At 70.6% G+C, this 14,400-nt stretch carries 11 protein-coding genes and 2 pseudogenes; 3 read left to right on the top strand and 10 right to left on the bottom strand.

Translation table 11 applies throughout. From position 1 onward, the window contains the following. Positions 1–1,035: 1,035 nt before the first annotated feature. The 5 genes and pseudogenes from speB to ACWF41_RS18375 form a co-directional block, all read right to left on the bottom strand. Positions 1,036–2,004 (bottom strand): agmatinase, encoded by a 969-nt coding sequence (gene speB / locus ACWF41_RS18395; protein WP_380321236.1) that lies wholly within the window; start codon positions 2,002–2,004, stop codon positions 1,036–1,038. Positions 2,005–2,093: 89 nt separating this feature from the next. Next, positions 2,094–3,350, bottom strand: coding sequence for an MFS transporter (locus ACWF41_RS18390; protein WP_380321233.1), 1,257 nt, complete (start codon positions 3,348–3,350; stop codon positions 2,094–2,096). 60 nt (positions 3,351–3,410) lie between these two features. Then, entirely contained in the window at positions 3,411–3,995 is a 585-nt protein-coding gene (locus tag ACWF41_RS18385) for a TetR/AcrR family transcriptional regulator (protein ID WP_380321230.1), read from the bottom strand. Then, complete coding sequence (locus ACWF41_RS18380; RefSeq protein WP_380321227.1) at positions 3,982–4,581, bottom strand: sugar O-acetyltransferase; 600 nt, start codon at positions 4,579–4,581, stop codon at positions 3,982–3,984. The genes ACWF41_RS18385 and ACWF41_RS18380 overlap by 14 nt, the downstream gene beginning before the upstream one ends. A gap of 126 nt (positions 4,582–4,707) precedes the next feature. Beyond that, positions 4,708–4,851, bottom strand: a pseudogene (locus ACWF41_RS18375) (isocitrate/isopropylmalate family dehydrogenase); the annotation flags it as partial. Between the two features lie 183 nt (positions 4,852–5,034). On the opposite strand from ACWF41_RS18375, the gene ACWF41_RS18370 reads away from it, so the two are divergent. Then, entirely contained in the window at positions 5,035–6,093 is a 1,059-nt protein-coding gene (locus tag ACWF41_RS18370) for a LacI family DNA-binding transcriptional regulator (protein ID WP_380321224.1), read from the top strand. 22 nt (positions 6,094–6,115) lie between these two features. Here ACWF41_RS18370 and ACWF41_RS18365 read toward each other — a convergent pair whose 3' ends face one another. From ACWF41_RS18365 to ACWF41_RS18350, 4 genes are read right to left on the bottom strand one after another with little or no spacing between them, the layout of a single operon-like run. Next, entirely contained in the window at positions 6,116–7,438 is a 1,323-nt protein-coding gene (locus ACWF41_RS18365; protein ID WP_380321221.1) for a glycoside hydrolase family 32 protein, read from the bottom strand. After that, a complete protein-coding gene (locus ACWF41_RS18360) occupies positions 7,435–8,340 on the bottom strand; it encodes a carbohydrate ABC transporter permease (RefSeq protein WP_380321218.1) in 906 nt (301 codons plus the stop codon). The genes ACWF41_RS18365 and ACWF41_RS18360 overlap by 4 nt, the downstream gene beginning before the upstream one ends. 10 nt (positions 8,341–8,350) lie before the next feature. After that, positions 8,351–9,256 carry a carbohydrate ABC transporter permease gene (locus tag ACWF41_RS18355; RefSeq protein ID WP_380321215.1) on the bottom strand — a complete coding sequence of 302 codons (906 nt, stop codon included), beginning with the start codon at positions 9,254–9,256 and terminating at the stop codon, positions 8,351–8,353. Continuing rightward, positions 9,253–10,665, bottom strand: coding sequence for an extracellular solute-binding protein (locus ACWF41_RS18350; protein ID WP_380321212.1), 1,413 nt, complete (start codon positions 10,663–10,665; stop codon positions 9,253–9,255). The genes ACWF41_RS18355 and ACWF41_RS18350 overlap by 4 nt, the downstream gene beginning before the upstream one ends. 1,031 nt (positions 10,666–11,696) lie before the next feature. On the opposite strand from ACWF41_RS18350, the gene bsh reads away from it, so the two are divergent. Continuing rightward, the gene (gene bsh, locus ACWF41_RS18345; protein WP_380321209.1) at positions 11,697–12,644 is read left to right on the top strand and encodes a choloylglycine hydrolase; all 948 of its coding nucleotides are present in this window, start codon (positions 11,697–11,699) and stop codon (positions 12,642–12,644) included. A 10-nt stretch (positions 12,645–12,654) separates the two neighbouring features. Here the strand turns inward: bsh and ACWF41_RS18340 are convergent. Continuing rightward, positions 12,655–13,625, bottom strand: a pseudogene (locus tag ACWF41_RS18340) (IS481 family transposase). Positions 13,626–13,745: 120 nt separating this feature from the next. Between ACWF41_RS18340 and ACWF41_RS18335 the strand changes: the two are divergent. Continuing rightward, positions 13,746–14,381: a hypothetical protein gene (locus ACWF41_RS18335; protein ID WP_380321206.1), complete on the top strand. Its 636-nt coding sequence runs from the start codon at positions 13,746–13,748 to the stop codon at positions 14,379–14,381. Positions 14,382–14,400 lie beyond the last annotated feature (19 nt).

Genomic DNA, 14,400 nt, shown 5'->3' with positions numbered 1-14,400 from the left:
CTGCCCTGCTCCGCTGCGGTTCTGGAGGTGCTTTCCGAGCGGTCCTTCTCGTGATAGATCGGCCTCAAAGTGGTATTCGACGTCGACGCCGCGCCGGCCACGCCCCAGTGTGGCAGCTGAGAGTCGTCCCGCAGAGGTAAGCGTCTGGGGGTGCGCGAGGTACAGAGCCTCGCTGATCGTGGACTTTCCGGCCGAGTTCGCCCCGATGAGGACCGAGAACCTGCCGGGCAAGGTGCACGTCATTTGCTGATCGGCACTTGCGCGGAAGCCATCCACCGTGACCCTACTGAGGTACATCGTTCCCCTTGCGTGCTTCGCTCGTAGCGCCACATGGCGCGGTTGATGGCTGTTCGGTGGGTGGTGACGTCGCCGACGTCGCCGCCGATCACGAGAAACTCCACAGGCCGGGGAGGAGGTGTGCCCCATTCCTGCCGAGTTGAATCGATGGGACGTCCGGAGGCAAGTGTACGGACTGGTCAAGACGATGTGAGACCCCCAGACGCGTGCAAACCGTGGCAGGACGTGCGGTGTCGCCAGAGGTCAGGACCTCGACGAACGGTGCTGAGCGGGCCCGATGAGCCCCGCTCGGGGATCGCGCAGAGTAGTACTTCGCTGCTGGTCGGGTGGGCACACGGTTCTCGCATGATCGCTTGGTGCCTGGGGGATGAGTCGCGGTCACACTCGGAACCGTCGAGCTCGTCAAGTGTCGCTGGCCCGCATACCTCATTCGCTAGGATGGGTGTTGGCGGCTATCGCCTTTGGCGTTCGCCGCTCCAGCTGAGAGTCCGGCTCGGACGAGTTGCGGATCGTTTGCCCACTGGTGGCCCACGGCAGGTTCAGAACCATCGTCGATGCTGGTCAGAGTGGCGGAAGTCGCTGCTTCGAACCCAGTATCGCCCACCCATGAGGAAGGCCCTCTGACCAGCGGAAACGACGGTCGGAGGGCCTTCCTCGTTTCGCCCCGTGGGATCTGGCGCAACTCTCTGACCTGTGGTGATGCTGGTCGCACAGATCCGAGTTCTCAGTTCCAGTGCGCTAGTGAATGTTCGTAGTGCTCTCGGGGAGCCCCATCAGCGTCAGTAGTTCCCACGCCGTGTGCGCCGCTGCGAGCCCGGTGATGCCGGCGTGGTCGTACGCGGGGGCCACTTCGACGACGTCGCCGCCGACGATGTCGAGCCCGCCAAGCTGGCGGAGCACCGCGAAGAGCTCTCGTGTGGTGATGCCGGCGACCTCCGGTGTGCCGGTGCCGGGGGCGTGCGAAGGGTCGAGAACGTCGATGTCGATCGAGACGTACACCGGTCCGGATCCGAGGCGTTCACGGATCTGTGCTGCGATGCTCTGCGTCGTGCGGTCCTGGAAGGCTTCGCTGCGGATGATGTCGAAGCCGGCCCTGCGGTCGTCGTCGAGCTCGCTGGGGTCGTAGATCCCGCCGCGGATGCCCACGTGCTGGCAGTGGTCGAGGTCGAGGAGTCCTTCCTCAGCGGCTCGGCGGAACGGCGACCCGTGCCAGATGCTCGCCCCGTGGAGCACGTCCCAGGTGTCCAGGTGCGCGTCGAAGTGCAGCACGGCAAGGGGCCCGTGGACCTCGGCCGCCGTTCGAAGAAGCGGCAGTGCGATCGTGTGATCGCCTCCGAGCGCGAGGATCCTCGTGCCCCGGGCGGCGATGCGGCGGGTCTGCGAATGGATGGTCTCGACGGCCCGCTCGATGCCGTACGGGCCGACCCCGACGTCACCGGCATCGACGACCTGTCGATCCCGGAACGGGAACGCGTCATGGATCTGATGGTAGGGGTGGAGCTGGCGCGAGTGCTCACGGATGTGCGCAGGGCCGAATCGTGCGCCAGGCCGGAAGCTCGTTCCCGAATCGAACGGGACGCCCACCACCGCGATGTCGGCGTGCTCGACGTCCTCGATCCGCGGGAGCAACGCGAACGTCGCGATCCCCGCGTACCGAGGGAGGTCGCCGTCGTCACGCTGTCCGACGATCGTGCGATCTTCTCCCATGACTTCCGCCTCTCCGTCGTTCGTTGCTGGTCGGACGTCCTCTGGCGAGTGGTTCGCCGCCCTCGGCCGTGGAGGTCGGGTCCGGGCGCTCACACCAGGTCTTCTGCCGGCGCTCCCACCGTCTCGGGTGTGCGGGTCGGCTGCGTGGGGCGGCCCTGGAGGACGCCCGCGAGGAGCACCACGGCGAGGCCGGCGATCGGCACGACGAGCAGTCCGGCACGGAGGCCGGCCGTGTCGGCGATCGCGCCGACGATCGTCGGCGAGAGCAGGAAGCCCAGGCGCATGAGCCAGGACACGACCGTGAGGCCGGTGCCCTGGCGAAGGCCGGGCAGCTCGTCGGCTTCGTGCATGGCGGCCGGGACGAGGGTGGCGACGCCGAAGCCGGCGGCGGCGAAGCCGAGGATCGTGCCGGGGACGGTCGGGAACGCGAGGGCGAGACCCATGCCGACCGCGGCGACGAGGCCGCCGGTGCGGGCGACCGCGCGCTGACCGTACCGGTCGACGAGGCGGTCGCCGATGAGCCGGCCGACGAACTGGGCTCCGACGAGGGCGATGAACCCGAGCGCGGCCATCGCCGCGGGGGCGTCGAGCGAGGTGAGGTAGAGCGTGGCCCAGGAGTTTCCGGCGTCTTCGACGATGGTTCCGGTCATCGCGATGACGACGAGCGCGACGAGCACGAAGACGGTGCGCGGGCTGACGCCGCGGCGCAGGGCGGTGCGGGCCTCGTCGACGTCGGCGATCGATTCCTCGTCCCCGTCGTCGTCCTTCCCGGGCAGGCAGAAGCGCAGCGCGGTGAGGGACACCGCGGAGAACAGGATCGCGGAGATCGTCAGGTGCACGCCGATCGGGAGCTCCATCGCGATGGCGGCGGCGGCCATCGAGCCGCCGAGGACCGCGCCGATGGACCACACGGCGTGAAAGGAGTTGATGATGGAGCGTCCGTAGCGGCGTTGCACGCGCAGGCCGTGCGCGTTCTGCGCGACGTCGGTGATGGCGTCCATGCCTCCGCCGACGAACAGTCCGAGCACGAAGAGCGCCAGCGACGGCGCAAGCCCTGCCGCGAGCAGGCCGAGGCTCGTGAGGACGGTGCCGACCACGGCAACCGTCGCGGAGCCGAACCGGCGGATGAGCACCGCGGCGGCGAGACCGGCGACGATCGCGCCCACCGGGAACGCGGCGACCGAGAGGCCGTAGGCGGCGTTGCTCAGGCCGAGCTGCGCCTTGATCTCCGGGTACCGGGGCAGGAGGTTCGCGAAGAGCGCGCCGTTGGTGAGGAACAATGCGGCGACGGCGGCTCGCGCACGGCGGTCGGTCGGCAGGACGGATCTGGTCTCAGGGCTGTGCATCGGTCGCACGAGTCCTTTCGCTGGGGGAGGGGGAAGATCAGACGCCGGAGGTCTCGGCTGTCATCGCCGTTCGGATCCGTCGACGATGCGGGCGACCGCCCGCTCGACCTCGTCCGAGGTGTGCGGCTCGTCGTCGAGGGCGCGGTGCAACGTGAGGCCTTCGACGAGGGCGTCCAGCAGCCGTGCGGTCTCCGGGTCGAAGTGCTGCTCGAGCGCGGCGCGGCTGCGGGCCATCCACGCGGTCGTGAGGTGGCGGTAGCTGCTGTCGCGGGCGGCGAGGGTGTACAGCTCGTGGGTCAGCACGAGCTCGCGCGCGCTGCCGAAGACGTCGTCCCGGATGATCGCGACGACCGCCGCACGGGCCGCCTCGGGGTCGGTGGCATCGGCCATCCGCCTCTCGAACCGTTCGCTGACCGTGGTGGCGAACCGGGCGAACGCCTCGTGGAGGATCTCCTCGATGCCGTCGAAGTGGTAGGTCATCGAGCCCAGGGGGACCCCTGCGGCCTCGGCCACCCTGCGGTGGGAGGCGCCGGCGACACCCGCCTCCGCGATCACGTCGAGGCAGGCGTCGATGATCCTGTCCCGCCGCTCGGGGTCGTTGCGGCGGCCGCGTCGCGTGCCCGAGAGCCGCTCAGCGGACGGCATCGCCGTCGCCGATCCCGCGGACGACACGAGCGGGGTTGCCGACCGCGATGACGTTCGCGGGGATGTCCTTGGTCACCACGGATCCGGCGCCGACCACGGAGTTGTCGCCGATGGTCACGCCGGGGCAGACGATGACGCCGCCGCCGAGCCAGACGTTGTCGCCGAGGGTGATCGGCCGTGCGGCCTCGAGCTTGTCCCGTCGCGGCTGAGGGTCGATCGGGTGCGTGGGGGTGAGCAGCTGCACGTTCGGCCCGATCTGGCAGTCCTCGCCGAACGTGATCGTCGCGACGTCGAGGGCGGTCAAGTTGTAGTTGACGAACGTGCGCGCGCCGATGGAGATGTTCTCGCCGTAGTCCACGAACAGCGGGGGCTTCACGAACGCGCCCTCCCCGAGGTGCCCGACGAGCCTCTCGAGCAGCGGGCGCGCGGCGGCCTCGTCGGCCACCGCGGCCCGGTGGTAGGCGTCGGCGAGCTGCACGGCACGCTGCGCGATCCGGCCGCTGTCGGGGTCGTCGGCGATGTACAGATCTCCGGCGAGCATGCGCTCCCGATTCGTGCGCGGATCGCCGGCGAAGTAGTCCGTCATGACAGCCACGATAACAGGAGTGTGTACGAGCGTACCCATTATGGGTGCGCTCGTCCACCTCGCCTACACGGCCGCGGCTCGGGTGTGCTCCCTGCCCGCCACGGCGTCGTCGTCGATGGTGAGGTGTCCCTGTCCGGCGATGTCCGGCGCAGAGCCGTGCACCGGCTCGAACATGCTCGGGTAGCGACGCTCAGGGTTGAGGTTGGCGCCGAGGCCGAGGCCGGGGCCGAGGCTGCCGGCGAGGGCGCTGCCGAGGTCGGGGAGGATGTCGCCGGGCCCACGATCAGCTGCTCCGTGGCCGCGGACGCCGATGTGCTTGCAATGGCGGTGGCGGTGGCGGTAGTCGACGGCGAGCCGGAGGAGCTGGGACCATCAGGGTGACCCCGTCGGAGCGTCGGGTCGTTAGGTAGGCTCGCGTCGAGGATCACACGTGTGATGCCGGGAGGGTGGGCGATGCAGCGGCAGGTCACGGCGCTCGACGTGGCGCGCCTCGCGGGTGTCTCCCGGAGTGCGGTCTCGTTGGTGCTGAACGGGCGCGCGGGCGGGAACATCTCGGCGGAGAACCAGCGCCGGGTGCGGGATGCCGCCGCGCAGCTCGGGTACCAGCCGAACGCCACCGCAGTGGGCCTGCGCCTGCGTCGGTCCGCCACGATCGGGTTGGTCGCGGACGAGATCGCGACGTCGCCGTTCGCCGGCAAGCTGGTGCAGAGCGCTCGCGACGTCGCGCTCGAGCGGGGCTACATGGTGTTTCTCATGGACACGGGGTACGACCCGGAACGCGAGGCGGAGGCCGTGCGCCTGCTGCGGGCGCGTCAGGTGGACGCGTTCGTGTACGCGGCGATGTCGATGCGCCCCGCCACGCTCCCCGCGGGCATGGGCGACCTGCCCACCGTGCTCGCCAACTGCTTCGACGGGGCGGGCGCCGGCGTCGTGCCCGACGAGGTCGCCGGGCAGCGGGCCGCCACCCGGGCCGTGCTCGACGCCGGCCACCGCGACGTGGTCTACCTCGCGGGGGCGGAGCCGCCCGAGCGGCCGCCGGTGCCGGCCGTGGCGCGGCGCATCGCCGGGTTCGAGGAGGAGGTCGCCGCCGCCCTCGGGCCCGGAGCCGCCGCCACCGCCGTCGCCGGTGAGCCGCGCGTGCAGCGCGTGGGCTGGGACATCGACGACGGGTATCGCGCCGGGAGCCGGCTCCTCGCCCGGTCGGACCGCCCGACGGCGATCCTGTGCGCGAACGACCGTGTGGCCGTGGGCGTGGCCCTCGCCGCGGCGGCCCTCGGTCTCGACGTCCCTCGCGACCTCACGCTCGTCGGCTACGACGACGAGGAACGCATCGCGGCGCGGATGGTGCCGCCGCTGACGACGGTGGCGCTGCCGCACGCCCGGATCGGCGCGACGGCGATGGGGCTGCTCCTCGACGCCGTGGAGGACGGCGCCGTGGCCGCGCTGGGCACCGCGGTGCTCGTGGCCTGCGAGCTCATGGAGCGGGAGTCGGTCGCGCCGCCGCCCCGGTGAGCGTCCAGGGCGGCCGCGACGATCAGGGCGTGCCGGGCAGGCCCAGCCGGTGGACGGTGAGCGGGGTGTCGGCGGTGACGGTCCAGCGCTCGCCGGCGGCTGGATACGCACGCACCGTGTGCGGGACGGGGCCGGCGAAGACCTCGACCACGCTCCCGTCGACGAGCAGCCGCCCGCCCGGCACGACGTCGCCAGTCCAGACGTCCCGGATCCCCGCTGGACCGTCGAGCGCCAGCCGCACCCGGCCGGCCGTGACCGCCTCGACCTCGAACGCCGGCACCTCGACGGCGACGCCGTCGTCCGCTCGTGCCTCGTGCAGCACCTCCCGCCGCAGCCCGGCCAGCTCGGTCGCGGGCCGCGACGCGGCCCGGTCGCCGTCGAGGTACAGCTCGCGGGGGAACGTCAGGGCGCCGGCCCACCCGGCGGCGTCGACCTCGTCCTGGTCGCGCGCCTCCCAGGTCCAGCCGAGGACGAGCACGCGGTCGGGCTCCGCCAGCGCCTGCGGGGCGTAGAAGTCGGGGCCGGTGTCGAGGCGCCCGCCCGAGGCGGCGACGAAGCGCGGCGCGCCGTCGCCCTCGACCCCGCCGGCCAGCTCCGACATGTCGAGGTCGCCCACCAGCGCCGCGACGCCCCGCAGCGTGTGCCCCTCGTCCCGGTGCCAGAGCGACACGACGAGGACCCACCGGCCGCCGATCTCCACCAGCTGCGGACACTCCCAGATGTCGGCCTCGGCCAGCGCGGCGGCCGTCGACCCGGGCGGACCCTCGACGAGGACGCCTCGGTACTCCCACGCGTGCAGGTCGTCGGCGAGGTAGACCAGCACGAGCGGGGTCCCGTCGTCGAGGCCGGCCCCCTGGACCGCCCACCGGTGCCCGCCGGCACGGAACAGGAACGGGTCGCGGACCTGGTCGATCCCGGCGACCGGCGGCATCCCCTCGACGGGGACGGTCTCCGGCTGCCACGCCGTCAGCCGCGGGTCGCGCGGGTCGGCGGCCGGGGCCAGCACGACCGCGGAGTCCGTCGGGGTGCTCTCGACCGCGGTGTAGACGAGGGTGGGTACGCCGTCGTCGACCGTCGCGACGCCGCTCCAGCAGCCGGCCGCGTCGGGGCCGCCGGGGCGCGGACGCAGCGCGACGGGCTGGTGCTCCCAGGTCAGCAGGTCGGTCGAGGTGGCGTGGCCCCAGCAGATCGCGTCGTGACGAGGGCGGTCGGGGTTGTGCTGGAAGAACACGTGGTACCGGTCGGCCGCCCGCAGCAGGCCGTTCGGGTCGTTGACCCACCCGTGGTCGGGGCGCAGGTGCAGCCGGGGGAACGCGTCGAGTCGGGTGGTGGCCGGAGGGGTCACTTGCTGGCTCCTGCGGTGAGGCCCTCGTGCAGCGGGCGCTGCCCGACAAGGAACACGACGAGGGCGGGGATCATGGACAGCACGACGCCGGCGAGCACCACGGAGATGCTTCCGGTGCCGAGGTTTCCCTGGAGGGTCACGAGGCCGAGCGGCAGCGTGAAGTTCTCCTCGCTGATCTCGAGGATCAGGGGCCGGAAGAACTCGTTCCAGTGGAAGTTGAAGGCGAGGATGCCGACGATCGCCATCCCGGGCAGGGCGAGCGGCGCATACACGGAGCGGAAGGTGCGCCACGGTCCGGCCCCGTCGAGCGCGGCGGCCTCACCCAGCTCGGGCGGCAGCCCGAGGAAGTACTGGCGCATGAGGAACGTGCCGAACGCGGTGGGGATGGCCGGCAGGATGAGCGCGAGCAGGGTGTCGGAGAGGTGCATCCCCCGGATCAGCATGAAGACCGGCACGATCGTCACCTGGACGGGCACCATCATCGTGGCGAGGACGAGGGAGAACCAGAGCCCGCGGCCACGGAACTGCAGGCGGGCGAAGGCGTACCCCGCCAGCGCTGCGGTGAGCATCTGACCGACGGCGACGAGCCCCGTGACCAGGGCGCTGTTCCACACCAAGCGGGTCATGTCGATGGTCCGGAACACCTCGGCGTACGCCGTGAGGTCGGGGTCGGTCGGCAGCAGCTTCGGCGGCAGGGTGAAGGACTCCGCGGGCTCGCGCAGCGAGGTCGAGAGCGTCCAGATCACGGGCCCGAGGGTGAGCGCGGCGGCGACGACGAGCACCACGACGCGCGTGACGGCGGACGCGGACGGCGCGGCCCGGCGACGACGCCGTGGTGGCACGGGGCCCGCGGGCCGTGGGGCGGTGGCCGGCGTCGTGCCGGCGGGGGCGGCGGTGGTCATGACGCGCTCCTCACTGGTAGAAGACGAAGCGGCGGGACAGGCGGAACTGGAGCGCGGTGACGGCCATGATGAGCGCCATCAGCACGACGCCGATGGCGGACGCGCGCCCGAACTCGAGCTGTCGGAACGCGGACTCGTAGATGACCATCACGGCGGTGCGCGTGGCGTCGCCCGGCCCGCCGCGGGTGAGCACGTAGGGCTGGTCGAAGACCTGCAGCGCGGAGATGATCGACATGACGCAGGCGACGAGCATCGTCGGCGAGATCAGGGGCAGCGTGATCGTGCGCAGCAGCCGGAGGCCGGTGGCACCGTCGAGGCTCGCTGCCTCGGTGACCTCCTTGGGGATCCCCGACAGGGCGCCCACGAACAGCAGGAACGTGAAGCCGAACTGCTGCCACACGTACACGAGGACGATGACGACCTGGGCGCCCAGGGCCGTCGTCAGCCAGGGCACGCCGGGGATCCCGACCAGGGACAGCAGCCAGTTCACGACGCCGAAGTCGTCGTTGAAGAGGTAGCGCATGACGATCGACACCGACGCGGCGGACAGGATGAGCGGGAAGAAGAACGTCGACCGGAAGAAGGTGCGCAGCCACACGGGCATGCGGCCGGCGAGCAGCACCGCCAGCAGCAGCGAGACCGCGATCTGGAGCGCGACCGCGACCACGACGAAGACGATCGTGTTGGTGAACGCCACGCGGACGGTCGGGTCGGTCACGATGCCGGCGAAGTTGTCGATACCGACGAACTCGGGAGCGGTGATGATGTCCCAGCGGAAGAAGGCCAGGCCGACCGAGGCGACGATCGGCAGCAGCGTGAAGATCCCGATGCCGAGCAGGGTCGGCAGCAGGAACCAGAACGCGACGCGGCGCTGCCGTCGGTGCTGGGCGCGGGCGAGCGTGTCGGTGGCGGTCATGCGGTCCTCCCGAGGGCGGTCGTCAGGTCGCGCTGGAGCTGGGCGAGCGCGGGCGCGACCCCCTGCGGGCCGCCCGAGACGGCGGCGGAGACGTTCTTGATGAGTGCCGTCTCGACGGCGGCCTGCTGCGGCGGCGCGGGGATGGGTCCGGTGGTCGGGAACCGGTCGAGGGTGTCGTAGAAGACCGACCAGTGCTCCGGGCCGGTGTCGCGGTACCGCTCGGCGTTCACCATCGACCGCCGGGCAGGCGTGGTCGACTGTCCGGGCAGCGCGAGCTCCATCGCGGGGCGTGTGGCGCAGAACTTGATCCACTCCCAGGCGGCGTCCTTGCGCGGAGAGGTGTTCATGATCGCGTACCCGGCGGAGCCGAACTGGTGCCGCTGGGTGCGCCACCGCGGGAAGTACTGGACGTCGAAGTCGTCCGCGCCCATCCCCGCCTCGTGCAGCCCCTGGACCCAGTAGCCCCCGGCGGGGGTGGTCCCGATGCGACCGCTCGCGAACAGGCCGACGAGGGCGTTGCCGCCGCCCTCCTCGGGCCGGGACCCGAGGTCGTCGGCCACGATCTGGCGCAGGAACTCGACGCTCTCGGCGACGCGCGGGTCGTCCGCGTTGGCGTGGAGCCAGCGGTACCCCCCTCCGCGGGCGACGGCGTCGTCGGGGTAGAACCTGTCCCAGAACCAGCCGCCGCCGGGGGCCTTCTCCTCCGTGAGGAAGCTCGTGTCGTTGACGTAGAGCCACGGGACCAGGCCGCCGAACAGCCGGTTGGTCCAGAAGTAGGGCACGAAGCCGCCCCCGCGTGCGTCGCGCATCGCGCGCAGCATGCCGCGGAAGTCCTCGTGGTCCCAGTCGTGGGCGGGGCGCTCCAACCCGGCCTCCGCGAGCGCCGAGGAGTTCAGGTACATGTTGGCCGCGTTGAAGTCGACCGGGAGCTGGAACAGGCTGCCCTCGTACATGAACGACTCGACGAGGCTGGGATGGACGTCGTCGAAGTACTCCTGAAGATCGGCGGCGTCGCGCGTGACGTAGTCGTCCAGGGGCTCGGCCAGACGGGAGGCGAAGAGCTGGGCACCCTCCGTCGCCACGTTGACCACGTCCGGCGGCGTGCCGGCCGCGATCATCGTGAGGATCTTCGAGAAGAAGTCGCCCCAGTCCGCGCCCTGGATCGCCTGGATGTGCACGGGGATGTCGGGGTGTTCCTCGGCGAACGCCGCGACCAGCGATGCTCGGGAGGCGGCGTCCTGCGAGGTCCCCAGGATGGCGACCGTCAGGACGTCGCTGCCGCGCCCGGGGATGTCGGTGCCGGTCAGCCGTGGCCAGGACAGGCCGACGGCCGTGGCTCCCGCCAGGCCGAGGACTCCGATCGCGGATCGTCGGGTCAGCTCGCGGTCGAACAGGTGGTGCGGTGGCATCGTCGTCACTCCTCACACGTGTTAGGTCCTCACACGTGTGAGGACTATGCTCCGGCATGCTCGCTCTGTCAAGAGCGATCAGATGCTCCTCAACCCGCTGACCCGTGGTCGGCGGCGGGCGCCGCGCAGGTTGGAGTGTGCAACGTCGGCGAATCCACCAGGGCCAGACCCCGCGCGAGTGAGTTGCGCCCCAAGCTGCCAGGGGGCGATCGGTGAGTCGATCGGTACGATGACGCTACGGTCACGCACGATGCAAGGATCGCTCCAGTTGCGATTCAGGCTCCACGAGTTGCGAATCGTTGGCACACTGGTGGCCTACGGCAGGTCCAGAGGCATCGTTGATGCTGGTCAGGGCGGCGGAGTCGCTGCTTCGAAAACCCAGCATTCCCGACCGTGAGCAGAGGCCCGCGAGGATGCGGCGGGTTCCTCGGCAGTTGAGTCCAGCCTGCGAGGGGGTGGGCGAGGCGTGCCGGGCGCGTCGGTGCCGTCCGTGGGCACTTCACCTAGACTCTGAGTGCAGTCAGCACGACTCCACTCCGACGCGAGTCCTTCAGGTGGGAAGGGGTGGACAGGCCATAAACCGTCCAGAAACCCTCGGCCGCAGTCGGTCCCGGCTGGCCCGGATCGGTTGGCTGCAAGACCAAGAAGATGCAGGTCATCGGCACTTTTCGGCTCATGTGAGCGTGCAGTCGGACCAGGTCGGACCGGGCCCGATCTCTCCAGGGGGTCGCAGGTTCAAATCCTGTCAGCCCGACCATGTGATGTATCAGGACATCGGAAAGACCCGGACCTACGAGAGTGGGTCCGGGTCTTTCGTGGTTTCCACGCCCAGTCTCGGACCTTCTCGGTCGCGGACCCCACGTTCTCATCCTTGGCACGGGAGCGGTGATGCACCGATGCGCAGAGTCGCCGGGTGCCCAGGCGACCGGGTGCGCCGCGGGTGACGATGGCAGCGAGCGGGGCGCCACCCGACGAGCGTGGGGCACGACCGGCGCGTCGCGGACGAGTCCCACGACGACGGGAGATCCTCCATGTGCACGGGAATCCGGTTCTCGGACGGCCACGGCAGCGTCTACCTGGCACGGAACCTCGACTGGACCAGCGGCTACGGGCAGCAGGTGGTGATGACACCCACCGGGTTCGCGCCACGCTCGCCGTTCGGTGCGGTCCCCGACATCAAGCACGCGACCATCGGCATGGGCATCGTGGAGGAGTCCACGCCGCTCTACTTCGACTGCGGGAACGACGCCGGGCTGGCGGTCGCCGGGCTCAACTTCCCGGGGTACGCCCGGTACGCCACCGGACCGGTCGACGGCGCGGTCAACGTGGCGGCGTTCGAGCTCCCGCTGTGGGTGTGCTCGCAGTTCGCGAGCGTGGAGGAGGTCGAGGCGGCACTGCAGGACGTGGTGATCGTCGACCGGCCGATCAACGACAAGTACCCCAGCTCGCTGCTCCACTGGATCATCGCCGACGGCACGCGCGCGATCGTGGTGGAGCACACGGCCGACGGCATGCACGTGTTCGACGACGACGTCGACGTCCTGACGAACCAGCCCGGGTTCGCCTGGCACCACGAGAACCTGCGCAACTACCTCAACACCTCGCCGGAGTTTCCCCAGGAGGTCGCCCTGGGGAGGGCGCGGCTCGGCCCGTTCGGCTCGGGGGCGTACATGCACGGGATCCCCGGCGACTACTACTCCCCGTCCCGGTTCGTCCGCGCGGCCTACGTCAACGCGCACTACCCCACGAAGGACACGGAGGAGGAGAACGTCAGCCGCGCCTTCCACACGTTGCAGCAGGTCGCGATGGTCGACGGGTGCGCCGCGATGGGGTCGGGGGAGTTCGAGGTCACCGTCTACACCGGGCTCTTCTCGTCCCGGACGGCGACCTACTACTGGAACACGTACGACGACCCGGCCATCCGCAGCGTGGCGATGGCGGAGCACCCGACCGATGGCACGGAGCTCGTCCGCGCCTAGCTGTACCCGGTCACGACGTTGGTTGCAGGCGGCTGATCGGCGGCAGGCCGTCGAGGGCTTGGTGGCGACGTCGGGTGTTGTAGTACTCGATCCAGGGTGCCAGTGCCGCGGCTCGTTCGGCGTTCGACGTAAAGACCTGCCGGTAGGCCCACTCGGTGGCCAGGGTGCGGTTGAGGCGTTCGACCTTGCCGTTCTGCCAGGTGCAGTGCGGCCGGATGAACTTCTGCCGGATGTCGTGAGCAGCGCAGACCCGGCGCAGTGACCAGCGGTAGGCCCACGCGTTATCCGTCATGAGGCGTTCGATCCGGGTGATGCCGCGGGTAGCGAAGTAGCCGATCGCGCGTTCAAGGAACGCGGCGCAGGTGGGCCCCTTCTCGTCGGACAGGATCTCCGAGTAGGCCAGGTGGGAGTGGTCGTCCACCAGGGAGTGGACGTAGTCGTAGCCGATCTTGTCCGTCCGGCTGCGGGTCTTCTCGCGGTTCTCGCGGCCGTGGGCACGCCAGCCGCCACCGTCGGGAATGCGGCCGAGTTTCTTGACGTCCATGTGGACCAGCTCGCCGGGTCGGTCGCGTTCGTAACGGGTCGTGGTCGTCCTGGAGGCGCGCAGGCGTTCACCGGTCATCGGGTCCAGGTCGGCCAGGTGCGGCAGGTGGTGACGGGCCAGGACTCGCGAGACCGTCCGGGCCGGCACGCCGAGCTCGGCCGCGATCCAGTCCCGTCCGCGTCGCTCGCGCGTGCGCACCGTGACGATCTGCGCCTCGACCTCAGTCGGCGTTCTGGTCGGGCAGTGGTGCGGGCGTGAGGACCGGTCGGCCAGGCCGGCCTCGCCCTCGGTGGCGAACCGGACCAGCCAGTAGCGCACCGTCTTGCGTGAGATGCCAATCGCCGCGGCGATGTGGGCTTGCTTCCAGCCATCACGGCGACGTTTGACGATCAGCTTCCCGCCGCGTGGACGGTGAGGCGGGCGTTAGCGTGGGACACGAGGACCTCCGGGTGGTGAAGACTTCGACATCTCCACTAAGCCCGGGGGTCCTCCCTCACGCCAACAAGAACGGCACCAACGTCCTGGCCGGGTACACCTAGCCGGGCGAGCAGCGGGCCTTGCCGCGCGCGGTGCTCAGCCTCGAGGTCGATGCCGAGGTGCCGACGGCGATCGAGGTCGGCGATCTGCTCGTCGCGACGACGGAGCGGTTCGTCGGGCCGACGAAGACCAAGGTCCGGCGCCGGGACGCGGTCGACGGCGTGCGGCACGCGGGCGGCACCGTGCACGTGAGCGTCAGCACCCGCCCGATGGTGTGCGGGATGACGTTCCCCGCCGAGACGGCCGAGGTCGGACGGGCCGCCGTCGACTGGGCCGCGACCAAGGACCGGTCCAGCGCTCAAGAGCTCGCCTCCTACGTGGCGTCCGTCCGCGATCAGATGCATCAGGTGCAGGCCGCGACGGTGGCCGCTGCCGCCCACGCCGGCCCGCCGAAGATGCCGCGCAAGGTCACGGGTGGACGGCGCGGACCGTCTCCATCGTCCGCGCCTCGGCGACCCGACGTGGGTGGTCAGTCCATGAGGTCGGCGGGCCGGCCGGAGGGCCGTGAGGTCGACGCGCCGGGGAAGTCCCGGTTCTTGAGGGCCCCTCGGACGACCGCTACTGTCCTGGATGCTTGCTGGACGTCTGCACGATTCACACTCGAGAATCGAGGGTTCAGAAATGGGAAGACGGCTTTCGGAACGTTGTCCTGGTAGCACCGCCCCGAGGCGGAGG

Source organism: Isoptericola sp. NPDC055063 (assembly GCF_053608125.1).
Note: the sequence above shows the minus strand (reverse complement) of the source record. Positions and strands in the feature narration are given on the sequence as shown.

Coding starts and splice junctions, on each gene's coding strand:
- ACWF41_RS18385 (WP_380321230.1), bottom strand. CDS start 3,995: ATGCCGTCCGCTGAGCGGCTCTCGGGCACGCGACGCGGCCGCCGCAAC.
- speB (WP_380321236.1), bottom strand. CDS start 2,004: ATGGGAGAAGATCGCACGATCGTCGGACAGCGTGACGACGGCGACCTC.
- ACWF41_RS18380 (WP_380321227.1), bottom strand. CDS start 4,581: ATGACGGACTACTTCGCCGGCGATCCGCGCACGAATCGGGAGCGCATG.
- ACWF41_RS18360 (WP_380321218.1), bottom strand. CDS start 8,340: ATGACCACCGCCGCCCCCGCCGGCACGACGCCGGCCACCGCCCCACGG.
- ACWF41_RS18350 (WP_380321212.1), bottom strand. CDS start 10,665: ATGCCACCGCACCACCTGTTCGACCGCGAGCTGACCCGACGATCCGCG.
- ACWF41_RS18355 (WP_380321215.1), bottom strand. CDS start 9,256: ATGACCGCCACCGACACGCTCGCCCGCGCCCAGCACCGACGGCAGCGC.
- ACWF41_RS18370 (WP_380321224.1), top strand. CDS start 5,035: ATGCAGCGGCAGGTCACGGCGCTCGACGTGGCGCGCCTCGCGGGTGTC.
- bsh (WP_380321209.1), top strand. CDS start 11,697: ATGTGCACGGGAATCCGGTTCTCGGACGGCCACGGCAGCGTCTACCTG.
- ACWF41_RS18390 (WP_380321233.1), bottom strand. CDS start 3,350: ATGCACAGCCCTGAGACCAGATCCGTCCTGCCGACCGACCGCCGTGCG.